This window comes from Rhizobium sp. NLR16a (assembly GCF_017948245.1).
Taxonomy (GTDB): domain Bacteria; phylum Pseudomonadota; class Alphaproteobacteria; order Rhizobiales; family Rhizobiaceae; genus Rhizobium.
Window position 1 is genome coordinate 593,190 of sequence record NZ_CP072865.1, and the last position, 16,302, is coordinate 609,491.

Sequence of the window (16,302 nt, forward strand, 5' to 3'; positions counted from 1 at the left end):
GCGTTTTGGTCTCTGGGTCTATTCCGGAGGCCGGCTGAGGCGCATTTATGATCCATCAAAAGCCCGCGGACTGCGGGCAAGAAAGGGGTCTCACATGCTCGATCAGATCAAGGGTCTGCACCACGTCACGTCGATGGCGGAGGACGCCCGCACCAACAATCAGTTTTTCACCCATGCGCTCGGCCTGCGGCGCGTCAAGAAGACTGTCAATTTCGATGCGCCTGATGTCTACCATCTCTACTATGGTGATGAGACCGGTGCGCCCGGCACGATCATGACCTATTTCCCGTTCCCGAAGATGGCGCAGGGCCGGCCCGGGACCGGGGAAGTCGGCACGACGGTATTTTCTGTCCCGCAAGGCTCGCTCGGCTTCTGGAGCGACCACTTCGCCACGCTTGGTCTCGGCGGTCTGAAGGCTGAGGAAAGCTTCGGCGAAAAGCGCCTGAACTTCTCCGGCCCGGACGGTGACGGCTTCGCGCTTGTCGAGGTCAAGGATGATGCCCGCCAGCCCTGGACGCATGGCGGCATCAGCGAAGACCACGCCATTCGCGGCTTCCACTCCGTCGCTATGCGGCTGAGAGACGAGGGCGCGACGGCCGAACTCTTGAAGTTCATGGGTTATCAAGTGGCTGAGGAGCGGGACGGCATCAAGCGGCTGATCAAGTCTGACGGCAACGGCGCGCACCTCATCGACCTTGAGACGATGCCGAACATTGCCCGCGCGCTTCCCGGCGCCGGCTCCGTCCACCATGTCGCCTTTGCCGTCGAGAATCGCGAAAAGCAGCTCGAAGTGCGCAAGGCCCTGATGGATACGGGCTATCAGGTGACGCCTGTGATCGACCGTGATTATTTCTGGGCGATCTATTTCCGCACGCCGGGCGGTGTTTTGTTCGAGGTCGCGACCAATGAGCCCGGCTTCGACCGTGACGAAGACACGGCTCATCTCGGCGAAGCGCTGAAGCTGCCGCAGCAGCACGCTCATCTTCGTGCCTTGCTCGAGCAGCATCTGCAGCCGCTCGAAGCGTAGGGAGGGCGAGATGACCGAAACCGGATATGTGCACCGGCTGCGTGCCGGTGCACCTGACAAACCTATTCTGCTCGTGCTGCACGGCACCGGCGGCGACGAAAACCAGTTCTTCGACTTCGGCCGACGGCTGTTGCCCGAAGCAACGATTCTTTCGCCGCGTGGCGATGTTTCCGAATACGGCGCGGCGCGGTTCTTTCGCCGCACCGGCGAAGGGGTCTACGACATGTCCGACCTTTCACGCGCGACGGAGAAGATGGCGGCCTATGTCAAGGCGTTTGCCGACGAATATCGGGCTTCCCACATTCTCGGCCTGGGTTTTTCGAATGGGGCGAATATTCTTGCTAACGTGCTGATCGAAAAAGGCATCTTCGATGCGGCGGTTTTGATGCATCCGCTCATTCCGTTTCAGCCCCAGGCTCGCTCGACGCTCACCGGAAGAAAGGTTCTGGTGACAGCCGGGCAGCGGGATCCCATCGCTCCGGCCGCGGTGACCCAGGCGCTGTCTGCGCACCTGGAGGGCCGGGGCGCGGAAGTCAGGACGGTCTGGCATGCCGGTGGGCACGAGATCGCGCCATCGGAGATCAATGCGGTTAGCGACTTCCTCGGCGGCTATTGACCTTTGCCACAGTGGCCAAGACTGCGAACGGGGCCGGCGAATGCCGGCCCCGCATCGTCGCTGATCGACCAATTATTTGAAGCGCGTCGCGATCTTCGATTCGCTCCTTGCGCTTTAGGTCGCTGATTACGCATGGCGTTGCTGCAAAACCGCAGCACAGTTTTGCGCGACATGCTCAGGGGCGATGAGGATATTTGCCCCTTATTGCCTTCATGTAAAAATTCCCCGGCGATTCTGCCATCGTCAAACCGACGACGACGCCTTTGGGGACACCTTCATATTCTCGTCTCTGGCCGTTGGTCAGATAGACCCGTAGATGCCGGCTGTCTTCGTCGTAGCTGATCGCCTCGATAAGTTTCGAATCAACCGCAGTTTCCACTTTGCACCCCGCAGTTTTGGATCTCAGATTCCTGATCAATAATCGTCATTCACGCTCGCGGCGCACCATCTTTAAGCGGCGTCGCAGGGTCGTCAAGCGTGATCTGCTTTAACGTTCATTTTTTCCGGATGCCTCTCGCTGTAGTTGATTTATGCAGCTTTTCCGGAGGCCTCGCCTGTGGAAAGCCGTCGGTTTCGAGTTCTCCCCGGTCTGGAGACTTTGGGTGGCACAGCCGAATATGAAAGAATCGATCCAGTAGACAGAAGATTAACCGGCGATTAATCATCATGTACTAAAATACAACTTGATATTGATGGTGATATCTTCTCTACGAAAACATAAGCACAGAAACGCCGTTGTCCGTGGCAGCCGTTTATCTATCGTTGGCGAGCTTGCCTCGCTTCGCACCCAGGATTCACGCAGGAGACCCTTGCGCTTTCACTTGGGAGCTACAGGGATGGACAATCCGCATTGTTTGATGTGTTGGACGCGCAGCGTTCTGTCGCGACCCCAGACGAGGCTGGTGAAGGCGATTCAGCAAGCGGCGAAAGATCAGGTCGTTTTGAATGTGGCAATAAGTTGCGGCTACATTGTCAACGCCGCGATCAGGCCAACTTCTTATGAACACTGAGTTGCGTGCCATTGCAGCGATGGATGGGAAATCGATCAACCCGCCAATCGGTCGGGTCTCATAAATGGGTTACATGTCTAATTATCTAGGACGGTGGCGACAACAGATACCGATACTGGCCGGCAATCGTAAGAAGCGCGCTCGGTTGAGCTTTGCCGAAGGCGACTTCGCTGCGGTCTACGCCATGAGCGATGTTCACGGATGTTACAACGAGCTCGTCGAGGTGCATCGCCGCATCGAGGAGGATGCAGCACGCATTCAGGGGCCGAAACTCATCGTCATGCTCGGCGATTATGTCGATCGTGGACCCGATTCGAGCGCGGTTCTGGAGTTCCTGAGCAAGAACCCGCCGCCAGGATTTCAGCGCCTGGTTCTTTGCGGCAATCACGATGCTGAACTGGTGAAGCTCTATCGCAAACCGGCTGGTATTCTCGAATGGCTGGGTTTCGCCGGGACGGAGACGCTGCACTCATACGGCATCGATATCGAGCATCTCCTGCAGTCGGCGGCGGGAAATGAAACGATCACCCGCGTCATTCGCAATATGATACCCGAGCGGCATATCCAGTTCCTGGAATCGCTGCCGATCATGGTGCGCCTAGGCAGGGTGGTTTTTGTGCATGCGGGCGTCAGACCCGGCATCGATCTCGAGAAACAAAAAGACAACGACCTGATGTGGATCCGGCAGCCCTTCCTCGACGAAGGACCGCAGCTTCCTGTCCTCGTGATCCACGGACATACTCCGGGGCGAGCCCCGACATTCGGTCCGCAACGCATCGGCATCGACACCGCGGTGTCGGCGACGGGCCGGCTGACCGTACTGACGATCAAGGGGACGAGGGTAGGGCTGCTTTAGCGCGCCGTGCGACTTTTCAGACGAAGGACGCGCTCTCCGCACTCTGGATTTGCGCATCGTATTTTTCCAAGAGTCATTTCTGATCTTCGTGCCGATGCGCTCGGCGAAGAGAGCGTGGCGCACGCTCCAAAAACAAACGCCGCGGGATTGTGCCGCGGCGTCAGAAGGTTCACATGGCTGCCAGGCTCCGTCAGGCGTCCTGGTAAAGATTGGTGCCGATACCGGTATAGGTAAAGCCGTGTTTGCGGATTTCGTCGCTGCGATAGATGTTGCGCAGATCGACCAGGACCGGAGCGCGCATCGACTGCTTCAGGCGATTGAAATCGAGTGCGCGGAACTGGTTCCATTCGGTGACGATGACGATGGCATCGGCGTCGGCCGCGGCTTCGTAAGGGCCGTTCGCATATTCGATGTTCTCGATGACCTTGCGGGCATTGTCCATACCCTCTGGATCATAGCCGACGACCTGGGCGCCGGCGTCCTGCAGCGTCTGAATGATGGCGATGGCCGGGCTGTCGCGCATGTCGTCGGTATTCGGTTTGAAGGTCAGTCCGAGGATGGCGACTTTCTTGCCGCGAATGTCTCCGCCGACCGCCGAAATGACCTTGCGGCCCATTGCCCGCTTGCGGTTGTCGTTGATCGAGATCGTCGTTTCGATCAGACGGACCGGTGCGTCGTAATCCTGCGCCGTCTTGGCAAGGGCAAGCGTATCCTTGGGGAAGCACGAACCGCCGTAACCCGGACCGGCATGCAGGAACTTGGAGCCGATACGGCCGTCAAGGCCGATGCCGCGCGAAACGTCCTGGACGTTTGCGTCGACCCTTTCGCAGAGATCGGCGATCTCGTTGATGAAGGTGATCTTCATGGCCAGGAAGGCGTTAGCCGCATATTTGATGAGCTCGGAGGTGCGGCGGCTCGTGAAGACCAGGGGAGCCTGGTTGAGGTAAAGCGGACGATAGACTTCGGTCATGGTCTCGCGTGCCCGGTCGTCGTTCAGTCCGACGACGATCCGATCAGGACGCTTGAAATCCTCGATCGCCGCGCCTTCACGCAGGAATTCGGGATTGGAGACGACGGCGACGTCAGCCGAAGGATTGGTTTCCCGCACGATGCGCTCGACCTCGTCTCCAGTGCCGACCGGCACCGTCGACTTGGTGACGATGACTGTGAAGCCTTCCACATAGGTGGCAATCTCGCGCGCAGCCGCGTAGACGTAGGAGAGATCGGCATGGCCGTCGCCGCGACGAGACGGCGTTCCGACCGCGATGAACACAACGTCGGCGCCACGAACGCTTTCGCCGACATCCGTCGAAAACGACAGGCGGCCGGTGCTGGTGTTTTCGGCAACCAGTTGATCGAGACCCGGCTCGTAGATCGGAATGCGGCCCTCGCGAAGAGCCTCGATCTTACTCAGATCCTTGTCGACGCAGATGACGTCGTGGCCGAAATCCGCAAAGCAAACGCCTGAAACGAGGCCGACATAGCCTGATCCAATCATCGTGATGCGCATATTTCCCTCAAATCATTAGAGTAGAACGTCATGCTGCGTCGCAGCATGGCGTTCGTCATACTGAATCTGGGCCAAAAGACAATATCGAAGATCGCTTAATACCCACATCGGAAGTCGTGTCGAGGGTGCCGCTGTTCGTTGCCGGCCGCCCGCTCGACAGCAAAAACATAGGTTTATGTGGGCGATATGACAAGTCGAGCGTTCGTGAGAGCCGGCTCTATTTCAATCCGGGAATGAGGCGAACTGCTCTATCGGCTGCTCGGCTGCTACAGCCGGTACCAGACGTACGGGTCCGTTCCCGATTGGATCTTGTCCCAGCGCAGATCTGTATCGCGCCAGTTCTTGATGCTGCTTTGCCTGTTGTCGAGGACCAGGTCGCCCTTGTCGGTTCTGACCACGAGGACGGCATGCCCTTCGCCGGAAGGTGTATAGGCCGTTGCAATCCGCAAGGCGCGCGATGACCAGCCCATCGCTATCAGCCGGCTGCGCTTGGTCAATGCAAAATCTTCGCAGTCGCCGCTGCGCACATTCACCTTCCAGACATCGCCGTTCAGTTCGTTGCGGGAATCGTTGCGGCCAATCATGGTACGATTGACCGTGTGGTTCACATTCTTCAGCTGCAGCATTTCCTTGTCCGTCAGTGCGATGACCGCCAGACCGTTGTTGTCGCGGCATTCGGCGGGGTTCTGGGCGCAGAACAGCACCTGGGCGAAAGGCGGAACGATCTTTTCTTTTTCGGAGATATAGCTGACCTCGGAACTGCTGGTCAGGCCGCGGGCGAAACCTGCGGGGCCGGCCGCAAGTGCAGAGCAGGCATTTCCTACTGTAAAAGCCAGTGCCAGAAGTGTAACGAAGGTTTTCTTCATCTCTTAATCCCCGTCAGGGCAAGCGATTGAGATCAGGCTTGCCTTTTGGTTCAGTCAATGGCATGGCGATTTAGTGATCTGCCAAGTATTGGGCACAGAACGCCTGTCCCGTTTCTGCTGCTTGAAGGAGCATAAGCGGGTCCTGTCTCGATTGGCTTAAGCCGTTCGCGACAATTTTAACGATGTGGAATTCTGTTGCACTTTAACACGCAAGCGCTTGATATGCAACTTATGTTAGTACGAGTATATTAACCGTAATGGTTGTGATTGCCTCGTTTTCCCTGCCGGTGAGTGAAGTCCCAAATGTTATCCAACCTCATCAACAGGCAGGTCTTGCGGGAGACGATTCTCGTTGCCTTCATCGGCCTGGTGATATTGACGCTCATTCCTTTTGGGAGTGTCACACCTTTGCCCTTCGCCTTCGCCGCAATCGGAATGTTTGCTCTCGCGATCGTTTCGATATTGCTGTTTGCCGAGCCAATACAAAGCAGGTGGGTGTTCAAGATCGCCTTGCTTTTGCTCGTCGTGCTGGCGAGCTGGGCATTCATCCAAACGATTGAACTGCCGGCCAACTGGCTGGCAAACCCCGCCTGGGGCGCTGCGCGCGATCTGGCGGGCGTCCAATATGCGGCGATCTCCGTCGAGCCGGCCGACACGCTTGCGTCGATACTCAGGGTGGCCCTGCCTTTCGTGACTTTTCTGACCGGACTTATCTTGTGCGATACCGATCAACGAGCGCGGAAAGTGCTCACCAGCCTGGGGCTCGCGGCGGGGGGCATCGCTGTTTTCGGCCTGCTGCAATTTTCGATGTTTCCCACCATCCTGATCGTCATAGAGAAACACGCCTACCTCGACAGCCTGACGGCCGTCTTCGTCAACCGCAATACGGCCGCGACTTTCCTCGGGCTAGGAACGTTGCTCATGCTGACGCTGGTCAGGGACAATGCCCGGTCTTACTCAGTCCATCCGCCCGGCGAACCAGGCCGAAACCTTCTGCTCTTGAGAACGTGGATCTATATTCTGCTTCTATGCGCATGTTTCACCGCGTTGATGCTGAGCCGATCACGCGCCGGAATATTCGCGACCTTTGTCGCCGCGCTCATTTATTTTCCCTGGCTTGCCCTCAATTGGAAGAGTTCAAGTCAACATTTAACACCGGTGTCGAAATGGCGTTCGGTAGTGAAGTTTCTCTCGGCGGTCATTTTCGTCGTCCTGTTGCTGAGCATGTTTGCAGGGCAGGCGATTTTGCGCGCGCAGGAACGGCGGCTCGAGGATGATGATCGTTTCTGTATTCTGCCCGGCATATGGCGTGCCATTTCGGATCACTGGCTAACGGGAACCGGCCTTGGAACCTTCCGCACCGTGTTTTCCGCCTACCGCGATCCCGCCTGCGGCATCTTCGGGATTTTTGACCGTGCACACAATTTCTACCTCGAAGGCATTCTGGGTCTGGGGATAATGTTTCCGGTTGCGACGTTTCTTGTTTTCGCAGTGCTTGCGAAAGTTTTCCGGCGCGGGCTCTCCGACAGGCGGCGCCTGCGACATTATGTTCTGCTCGGCATAGCGGGGACGGTTCTGGTCGCCCTTCATGCCGCGGTCGATTTTTCGCTGCAAATCCCTGGTTTCGCGGTATTTTTTTCCGCATTCCTGAGCGCCGTCGTTGCGATCAGCCTCGGCCGCAGTCGCGGCGAAATCGATCGGCAATATGGGTGATCGATCCGCGCCAAACGGCTTTAAATGAATGGAATTTATGAAGGTTTTTCGAAAATACCGATTGATTGGGGGCTGCGGGTTGACTCTTAAACGCAAGAAATTTTATAGCGGACGCAGCCTTTAGATTATTGCCGGCGTCAGAGAGCCGGGCTGAGCCGTTCGTTTACTGAAGGGCTCGGCGTTGCCGGGCTGCCACAGTTAGAGAATGATAAACGGCATTCGGTAATTATTGATCAGGGATTGTCTTGTAATTTGTCCGATTGCGGAGCAGTAGCTTCAAGGGCGTCAACACGGGTTATTCTATGGGTTGTTTTCCTGTCGGTAGTACACGCGTCGCCATTGTTGTAGCGCTAACGAGTATTTTGGCAAGCTGCACGTCCTTGCCAAGATCCGGTCCAGATCACAAAGATGTCGATCGAGGGGCCGCGGTAAAGGTAACAACGAAGGAGCGTCGCGTCGGTATCGACTACGCCCTGGTTGACCTCAGCAAGAACGTCCTGTCCTATTTCACCTCTCCGCAACCGACCTCCTTCAAGGGTTTTGGCGGTGGGCGCGGTGGAGCGCCTGAAATTCCGCTCGGTTATGGCGATGTCGTCGAGGTTGCGATTTTCGAAGCTCAGTCCGGCGGTCTCTTCATTCCCTCCGACGCCGGTAGCCGGCCCGGCAATTATATCTCTCTGCCGGCGCAGACCATCGATAGAAACGGAACGATCACGATCCCCTATGCGGGTCGCGTTCCGGCTGCGGGTCGCCTGAAGGAGACCGTCGAGCAGGATGTCGAAGATCGTCTGGCCAGCCGCGCAATCGAGCCGCAGGTGGTTATCACCACGACAACCAACCGCTCCAGTCAGGTGGCCGTGCTTGGTGACGTCAACAATCCGCAACGCGTTCAGATCAGCCCGGCCGGTGAGCGCATCCTCGACGTCATTTCCGCCGCGGGTGGTTTGACGACCAATAACATTGAAACGAATGTGACGCTGCAGCGCCGCGGCAGAACGGCGACCGTCGCCTACAATACGCTGTTGAAAAATCCGGCGGAGAATATCTATGTCGCGCCGGATGACACGATCTCGGTCGATCATGAGCGCCGTACCTATCTCGCGCTCGGCGCCGCCGGCGTCAGCGGCCGGTTCGATTTCGAAGAGTCGGATCTGACTCTCGGGGAGGCCATCGCGAAGGCGGGCGGCCTGCGCGACGACCGAGCGGACCCAGCCCAGGTTCTGCTCTATCGCCTTCTCCCGAGGAAGACGCTTGCGGCGATGCATGTAGATACGACGCGGTTTGCGGGCGATACGGTTCCCGTGATTATCCGCGCCAATCTTCGTGATCCGGCCACCCTGTTTGCCGCTCAGCAATTCAAGATGGAAGACAAGGATATTATCTATATTTCCAATTCGGACTCTGTCGAATTGGTCAAGTTCCTTGACATCGTAAACTCGGTATCGTCCACTGTCGCCGGCGTGTCGGACGACGCACGCGATACCCGTAATGCGGTGCAAGAACTCGGAAATTAAGTGGGAAAGAGCCGGCGCCGAACGCGTACGATCGGCGCCGCGGCCTGTTTTCGACAGCGGATTTGATGAAGGAAGCCACTTTTATGGCAAGGTTTAGTGTTCATCGTAAACTTGCATATAGCGGAATTGCCGCGGCAATTTTTGTCGGCATGACGTCGGGCGCCTTTGCGGCTGCTTGCCTGGGTCCTGCAAACCTGACTTCCATTGATGTCGGCGGATTTACGGCCAATCCCGCCGTTCTGCTCGATCTGTCCGATCCGTTGGTTCTGTCGTCGCGTGTTCGTGCGCTGGTCGGAAGCAGCAACGACGCGCTGTCGCCGGTGATCGAGCAGGCCAAGAAGGCGAATGCCGCACAGATGGCGGCCATCGGCTCCGGTCTCGCGCGGGCGGCAAACAGTTGCCAGGTGACAGATCCGCAATTCAAGCTGGTTATCGAAAAGGCTGTCGCCGAGGCGGCGAGCGCCGATCCGAACCTCGCGCCGCTGCTTGCTGCCTTTGCAAAGGTCCTGGCCGAAGGCGGGACCGCGGCGCTCGGCCCCGGCGCAAGTGCCGCCGCAGCAGCACCCGGCATCGGCAATGATGGGCAGGTTGGACAAACCGGCCCGGGGTCGGACGATGGCACGCCTTTCGACGGCGCTGCGACGACTGCCGGTACGCTGATAGTTTCGAACGCAGATTCCGACTCGTCTTCGAGCACTACTACCACTACTACGTTTGTCAGCACGAATGGGGGAGGACAGTCGTCCGCTGACACGACGGAGTCGACGAGTCAGAGCGTCCCGGTCACACAATAGCTGGAATTGCCTGTAGATCTTGGCGCTTGACGCCTTTGTTGGAGATCGAAATTGCTGTCGCCAGATAAACTTACGCCGCGTATCGACGCCTCCCGCGATACAGGAAACGAAGCTGATTTCATCGATTTCGACAAGCTGATCGCAATTGTTCGCCGGCAATGGCGGATCGTAGCGGTGTGCGCTTTCGCCTTCGCCATTCTTGGTGTCGTCTATGTGCTGACTGCGGTGCCGGTCTACACGGCCGAGACCAAAGTGCTGATCGACCGCAGCGACAATCAGATGATTAACCAACTGGCGGCTTTCGGCCAGCTGGACGATGACGAGGGCACGGTCCTCAGCCAGGTCGAGCTGTTGAAGTCCGACACGATCGCCTATGCGGTCGTCGACAAGCTGAAACTTGTCGATGATCCTGTATTCACGGCGCAGAAGAACTCGCTTTTTTCTGTCGCAACGCTGAAATCCCTGGTCAATTTCCGCTCCTGGTTTGCCGACGACGGGGCCGTTGCTCCTGATGCGGAAATGAAACGGCGATGGGCTGCGGAAACCGTCGCGGGAAATATCGATGTCGAGCGTGTCGGCAAATCCTACGTCCTCGACGTCAGCTACACCTCGCAGTCGCCGGATCTGGCGCGAGAAATCGCCGCTGCCATCGCCGATGTTTATCTGGTTGATAAGCTCAATTCGAAATATGAGGCGACACGCCGGGCCGGCGAGTGGCTGCAGGAGCGTATTGAAGAACTCCGGCAGCAGGCGCTGGACACCGACCTCGCAGTGCAGAAGTTCCGCAGCGAGCATGGACTTGTCGAGGCAGGATCGGGCACTTTGCTCAGCGAGCAGCAGCTTTCCGAACTGAACAGCCAGTTGATCAAGGCTCAGGCCGAAACGGCGCAGGCCGAGGCGAAATATACTCGCATCAAGTCGATCATCGAAGCCAAGCAGACCGATGCGATCGTGACCGATGTGCTTGACAGTTCGATTTCAAACGACCTTCGCAAGAAATATCTGGAAGCTTCGAAGCTCGAGGCCGAGATCGAGGCGCGGCTTGGTCCCGACCACGTGCAGGCAGTCCGGCTCCGTGCTGAGATGGCCGAATATGAACGGCTCATGTTCGACGAGCTGAATCGCATCGCCGAAAGCTATCAGAGCGAGCTCACCGTTGCGCAATCCCGCGAAAAATCGCTGCGCGACAGCGTTGATAAGGCAACGGGTGTAGCGGCAACGGCGGGCGAGACGCAGGTACAGCTCCGCGAGCTCGAGCGGACGCGGGATACTTACAAGAATCTCTATCAGAGCTTCCTGGCGCGCTATCAGGAAGCGATCCAGCAGCAGAGCTTCCCAATTACCGCCGCACGCATCATCACGACAGCGGAGACGCCGACGAAGCCGAGCGCGCCGAAAAGAAGCCTCGTCATCGCTTTCGCCATGTTCCTGGGATGCGCGTTCGGTAGCGGCATTGGCGCTTTCCGTGAATTCCGCGATCGCTTCTTCCGCACCGGTGACGATGTCAAGGATATGCTCGACGTCGAATCACTTGGCGTCATGCCGTTGATCGAGAACAACGTCGAGGATCCGACGCTCGTCGATCCCGGGAACCCGCGAAGCATCGCCAGGGGCGGCAAGACCACGACTTATGTCGAGGAGCATCCGCTGTCGGCATTCGCCGAGACGCTTCGAAGCGCGAAGATCGCGATCGATATCAGTGCCTCCGACCAGCGCTGCAAAGTCATCGGTGTGGTGTCGAGCTTGCCCGGTGAAGGCAAGTCGACGACCGCCATCAATTTTGCCAAGCTTTTGGCCATGCAAGGGGCACGGTGCCTGCTGATCGACGCCGATATGCGCAATCCGGGAGCGACGCGGGCCATCGGCCGCCACGCGGAGGCCGGCTTGCTTGAAGCAATCGTCGACAATCGCCCGCTGAAGGATCTCATTCTCCTTGACCCCAAAACAAAGCTCGCATTCCTGCCGACCGTGGCACGCTATCGCGTTCCGCATTCGTCGGAGCTGCTCGCGTCGCGCGGTATGGATCAGCTTCTCGAGCTTGCGCGTCAAAGTTTCGATTACATTATCGTCGACTTGCCTCCTCTGGCTCCGGTGGTGGATGCACGCGCCATTAACCCGAAGCTCGACGCGGTCGTTTTCGTGATCGAGTGGGGCAAGACTTCGCGGAAGGTGGTTCAGTCGACACTGTTGTCCGAACCGGATCTCTATACGAAGTGCGTCGGTGCCATATTGACCAAGGTCGATCCGGCGCAGATGAAGCTCTACCGGACATTCGGTTCCAGCGAGTATTATTATAAGCGCTATTCGCGGTACTATACCGAAAGCTGATGCTCGGCATTCGGTATGTTTCGCCCACGAGAATCGTTTTCCTCCTCGTCGCTGTGGTCTTTACGGCGCTGGCCGGCCGAGAACTCTATGCTTCGATAAGGACGGCCAGCATTTCGCTTGTCGCCGAGAGGATAGAACGCGGCGAAACTGTCGCGAACGATGTCGCGGCCAGATATGCGGCGCGCGCTGTCGAGGTGGTCGACGGACACTATTGCCGATCTGACATCGTCGCCGCCGGCGTCACGCTCATTCTGACGCAGCTCGATCGACAGAACGTCAATGTCAACTACGACGCTTGGGCCGCTGCGGCGTCAAATGCGCGTCAATATTTGCGGCATGCCCTCTCGTGCATGCCGACAAATAGCAACTTTTGGCTTCGGCTTGCGGCCGTGCAGTCGAAAATCGCAGAAGATCCAGTCTCGATTGCGGAAATGATGAAGCGTTCGGTCGTGCTCGCGCCCCACGATCAAGGAATGATTTTATCGCGGTTTTATTTCTGGAACGATTTTACCAGCGTAACCCTTTCCGCTGCAAAGATTGCGCTTGATAGCGATCTCACCACAATGCTGAAACTTGGCGATCGCTGTATGGTCAATGCCGCGATAAGGAAGGTCAACCCGCAGCTCCGCCCGATCTTCGATCGAACTTGGGCGAGCGTAGGAGAGGGGGCTACAGCGCGGTTTCGACAGCGCTGCGGCAGATAATCGTTCTCCGCCATTCCTGAAGAGCGTAGCAAGCTTAAGCTGCCTAAACCCGCATCTGAGATGAAACATTGTCAGAGCGGACAAAGCAGGTCTTGATACAACATCAACAACGTCCGCCGCGTAAGCGGCGGGCGCTGCATCATCGATGGTTTATCGATGATCAGACGGTTGCGCCGGAGACGACGTCCGTGCCCGTGATGTTGAGCGTTAGAATGCCGACATCCGTATGGCCTTCACCGTCGGAGATCTTGTAGTACTGGATTGTTTCGGTGATATGGTCGCCTGGAGCGATATCCGAAGCTAGGTCATAGGTAAACGAGCCGTCCGCCTTGACATGGAAGGTCCCATAGGTGCCGGCAATGTTCGTTGTTGCGGTCGGGTCGCCGTTTACGCTGGTGTTGGCGAACTGACGCAGGAAAAGATGGCCATTGTCGCCAGGAATGTCGTTGGTCAGCAGATTGCCGGCGATGGCGTCGCCCTCGTTGAAGCTGAGATGGTCGTCAACAGCAATCGGCTTTACCTGGGTGACACCCTGGATATTCAGCGTGAATAGGCCGAAATCGGTATGGCCGGCGCCATCGGAGATCTTGTAGGAAACCCGTTCGTGGAGCGTCTCACCGGCGGTGAAGCCGACCTTTGCAGCGTCACTCAATACGTAAGTATAGCTTCCGTCCGGCTTGACGTAGAACGTTCCGTAGTCGCCTGCGATTGCGGTAATCTGATTGTTGCCCTGCTTGGCACCAACGCTCTGGTGGTCGAAGGCGCGAAGGAAAAGGTTGCCATCGGATGTGTCGTTGCTGAGCAGGTTCCCGGAAATGACGTCGGTTTCCAGAAATGTTGCAGTATCGTCGGTTGCGTGAATAGCCATCTGTGTCTCTCCTTGAAATTGCTCTTCGCCGGTCACTTTTGACTTCGGCAAGCCGGATGATTAAGAGTATCTTAATACATGGAGTCAAGCGTGTAGTTAACGACAGACAAGCACTTCAGAGTGTATTGATCTGCAAGTATACGCGCGCAATGTGCATAAGTCGATGAAAGTCCTAAATATTATAGTTTTAACAATTAGTGATCGCCCGTGCCGTTGTAATCTCGCTGTATGGTTCTTTCGCGATTAGAAAATCGTTGTTCCATGACAAATGTAGTAACCTTGTCCGACAGTGTATCACCCCGTAGGGCTATTGTGTAATCGCGACGGATTATTAAGCGGATTTGCAAAGTCGCAGGGCCCTCTCCCATCGGTTGGTAGTATATCGCCGAAAATAACCCTTCCGTTTACCGCATATAGGTTCAGTTTGGGAACGTTGTGCTGCGCTGGAGCGGGTATATGCCGGCTTCAGCTTGCTGCGGATCACAGTGCGGTAGTGTGCCGAATCGAGGTAGAATGGGCGTTGGTGGCTCTGCAACCTTATCGCGGTACAATATTTTGAGTACACTAGAATAATCATGCTCCGAATGTAAGAATATTCCGAGATATCGCGCATTTTAGTGTTTCATTTTAGCAGCCGGAGAGATGTCCGCAGTTAGAAGGTCTTCCATAACCTCGGGAGATCGCAGCATGACCGTCTATTACGTGAATTCAGTAACAGGATCCGACCATAACAGCGGAACCGGTGAAAGTTCAGCCTTTGCGACGTTGTCCGCTGTGGAAGCCTTAAAACTAAATCCTGGCGACAGCGTGCTGCTTGCTGCCGGAAGCGTCTTCAACGAACAGTTCGACCTGAAATATTCCGGCACTGTCAGCGCTCCGATCACCATCGGCAGCTATGGCATCGGTGATGCGCCGGTCATTCACAGCAGCAATAACGGGATACACGGTTCCAAGGCTTCGAACATCATTGTCGAGAACATCAAGATCGCCGATACTGGCGCCAACGCGATCTATGCAGGGAGTGTATCGAACTGGATCGTCCGCAACGTCGAGGTCTCGAATACCGGTCAGGCCGGAAAGGCCGGCTCGCTCAGCTTCCAAAGCAGCCAGAACATCACGATCGAGAATAGCACCCTGACCGGTGTGCATGCCGATGGCATTTGGATGGATAAGGTCAAGGGCGTCACCCTCGTCAACAATACCGTTACCAACAGTCAGGGGAGCGTGGCTGACGCCATTCAGCTCAACAACAGCAGCAATATCCTGATCAAGGACAATCATCTCGAGCAGACGGAAACCAATAGCGCCAAGGGCGTCCTGGTGCTGATCCGGGCTCAAGATGCCGTGGTTGAGGGCAATACCCTTGTCGGCGGCGGTTTCGGGCTGAGCGCTCAGGCGGGCACGAACATCGCCATCCATGACAACGACATCTCTGGATATGGCGGCTACAGTTGGTCGTACGGCATCGGTCTTGGCGACTCCGGCGATGCGAAAAATTACGATATTAGCGGAAATTACCTGCACGACGGCGTCTACGGCGTCCTGGTCAGCGCTGTCGGCAATCCCGCCTATGTCCGCGAGAACATCATTGTCCACGACAATGTCTTCGACGACCTGACCGCGTCGGCACTGAAGGTCGACAGGTCTGCATCAGGCTCCTTCTATGACAATGTCATCGATAGTTCGGTGTCGACGCTGACGATGCCCGCTGCAATCGCTGCGCAGAACACGTTCTCCATCGGTGAAAACAAGACGCTCGAACAAGCGCAGGCCGAGCTTGACAGCGCAGCGGGCAGCGCGAGCGGCGACACGTCGTCGAGCAATGAGCAGACTCCTGTCGCACCGGTTTCCGAGCATGTGGAGGTACCGGCGCCTCAGGTAGGTTCTCCGGCGCCCAGCATGGAAACGCCGGCCACGACCGCGCCTGCAGCGGTCGTTCCGAAAATTGTTGCGGTCCACGATAGCTTGAAGATCGCGGAAGATACCGGCAGTGCCTATCACGGAAATCTGCTTGATAACGACAATGCGATTAACGGCACAATACTGCTTCGCCGCTTCGGTGACAGCGCGGTGGACAAGCACGGCCTGACGCTGACCGGAAAATACGGCGTCATCCACGTCGAAAGCGACGGCGATTATAGTTATACGGTCGATGCCACCAAACTCGCAGGCCTCAGCGGCAAAGTCAGTGAGTTCTTCCAATACAAAATCTCCGATGGCGCTTCCCATATCGATACCGACAGCTTGAGCGTGTCGATCAACGTCGACGCATTCCATAGCAGTCACGCCTCGCACGTCCTGGCGTGAGGCTGTACCGGAGTCTGGCGCATTCCCGCGAGCCGCGGGCGGATTCAATTTGCGAGGCGGCCAAGTTTTCGCTGGTGGGCGATGCGAACGGCACCCTCTTGATCGGAAAAGTTCGCGTCTGTAAAAGCCAAATCAAACTACAGATTGCATTTATAGTTTAGTTCGTCAGTAAAAGCCGGATTTTAGTTG

At 56.9% G+C, this 16,302-nt stretch carries 13 protein-coding genes; 9 read left to right on the plus strand and 4 right to left on the minus strand.

Annotation, left to right across the window (positions count from 1 at the left end; all coding sequences use genetic code 11):
• Positions 1-94: 94 nt before the first annotated feature.
• The gene (locus J7U39_RS02695; RefSeq protein ID WP_210630207.1) at positions 95-1,027 is read left to right on the plus strand and encodes a VOC family protein; all 933 of its coding nucleotides are present in this window, start codon (positions 95-97) and stop codon (positions 1,025-1,027) included.
• A 10-nt stretch (positions 1,028-1,037) separates the two neighbouring features.
• Positions 1,038-1,643: an alpha/beta hydrolase gene (locus J7U39_RS02700; RefSeq protein ID WP_210630209.1), complete on the plus strand. Its 606-nt coding sequence runs from the start codon at positions 1,038-1,040 to the stop codon at positions 1,641-1,643.
• A 175-nt stretch (positions 1,644-1,818) separates the two neighbouring features.
• Here the strand turns inward: J7U39_RS02700 and J7U39_RS02705 are convergent, their stop codons facing one another.
• The gene (locus tag J7U39_RS02705; RefSeq protein ID WP_064804427.1) at positions 1,819-2,061 is read right to left on the minus strand and encodes a KTSC domain-containing protein; all 243 of its coding nucleotides are present in this window, start codon (positions 2,059-2,061) and stop codon (positions 1,819-1,821) included.
• A 656-nt stretch (positions 2,062-2,717) separates the two neighbouring features.
• Between J7U39_RS02705 and J7U39_RS02710 the strand changes: the two genes are divergently transcribed.
• A complete protein-coding gene (locus tag J7U39_RS02710; RefSeq protein ID WP_210630211.1) occupies positions 2,718-3,509 on the plus strand; it encodes a metallophosphoesterase in 792 nt (263 codons plus the stop codon).
• A gap of 190 nt (positions 3,510-3,699) precedes the next feature.
• Here the strand turns inward: J7U39_RS02710 and J7U39_RS02715 are convergent, their stop codons facing one another.
• A complete protein-coding gene (locus J7U39_RS02715) occupies positions 3,700-5,019 on the minus strand; it encodes a UDP-glucose/GDP-mannose dehydrogenase family protein (protein ID WP_210630213.1) in 1,320 nt (439 codons plus the stop codon).
• A gap of 266 nt (positions 5,020-5,285) precedes the next feature.
• A complete protein-coding gene (locus tag J7U39_RS02720; protein WP_210630215.1) occupies positions 5,286-5,885 on the minus strand; it encodes a transglutaminase-like cysteine peptidase in 600 nt (199 codons plus the stop codon).
• A 303-nt stretch (positions 5,886-6,188) separates the two neighbouring features.
• On the opposite strand from J7U39_RS02720, the gene J7U39_RS02725 reads away from it, so the two are divergent.
• From J7U39_RS02725 to J7U39_RS02745, 5 genes are all read left to right on the plus strand, one after another.
• Positions 6,189-7,598: an O-antigen ligase family protein gene (locus J7U39_RS02725; RefSeq protein ID WP_210630217.1), complete on the plus strand. Its 1,410-nt coding sequence runs from the start codon at positions 6,189-6,191 to the stop codon at positions 7,596-7,598.
• A gap of 302 nt (positions 7,599-7,900) precedes the next feature.
• Positions 7,901-9,112 (plus strand): polysaccharide biosynthesis/export family protein, encoded by a 1,212-nt coding sequence (locus J7U39_RS02730; protein ID WP_210630219.1) that lies wholly within the window; start codon positions 7,901-7,903, stop codon positions 9,110-9,112.
• A gap of 83 nt (positions 9,113-9,195) precedes the next feature.
• On the plus strand, positions 9,196-9,906 hold the full coding sequence (locus J7U39_RS02735; RefSeq protein ID WP_210631575.1) for a sugar transporter: 711 nt from the start codon (positions 9,196-9,198) through the stop codon (positions 9,904-9,906).
• A 51-nt stretch (positions 9,907-9,957) separates the two neighbouring features.
• On the plus strand, positions 9,958-12,234 hold the full coding sequence (locus tag J7U39_RS02740; protein ID WP_210630221.1) for a polysaccharide biosynthesis tyrosine autokinase: 2,277 nt from the start codon (positions 9,958-9,960) through the stop codon (positions 12,232-12,234).
• Positions 12,234-12,938 carry a hypothetical protein gene (locus tag J7U39_RS02745; protein ID WP_210630223.1) on the plus strand — a complete coding sequence of 235 codons (705 nt, stop codon included), beginning with the start codon at positions 12,234-12,236 and terminating at the stop codon, positions 12,936-12,938. Before J7U39_RS02740 ends, J7U39_RS02745 begins: the two co-directional genes overlap by 1 nt.
• A 160-nt stretch (positions 12,939-13,098) precedes the next feature.
• On the opposite strand, the gene J7U39_RS02750 is transcribed toward J7U39_RS02745, so the two are convergent.
• Positions 13,099-13,806 (minus strand): Ig-like domain-containing protein, encoded by a 708-nt coding sequence (locus J7U39_RS02750; protein ID WP_210630225.1) that lies wholly within the window; start codon positions 13,804-13,806, stop codon positions 13,099-13,101.
• A gap of 687 nt (positions 13,807-14,493) precedes the next feature.
• On the opposite strand from J7U39_RS02750, the gene J7U39_RS02755 reads away from it, so the two are divergent.
• The gene (locus J7U39_RS02755; protein ID WP_210630227.1) at positions 14,494-16,113 is read left to right on the plus strand and encodes a right-handed parallel beta-helix repeat-containing protein; all 1,620 of its coding nucleotides are present in this window, start codon (positions 14,494-14,496) and stop codon (positions 16,111-16,113) included.
• Positions 16,114-16,302: the final 189 nt, after the last annotated feature.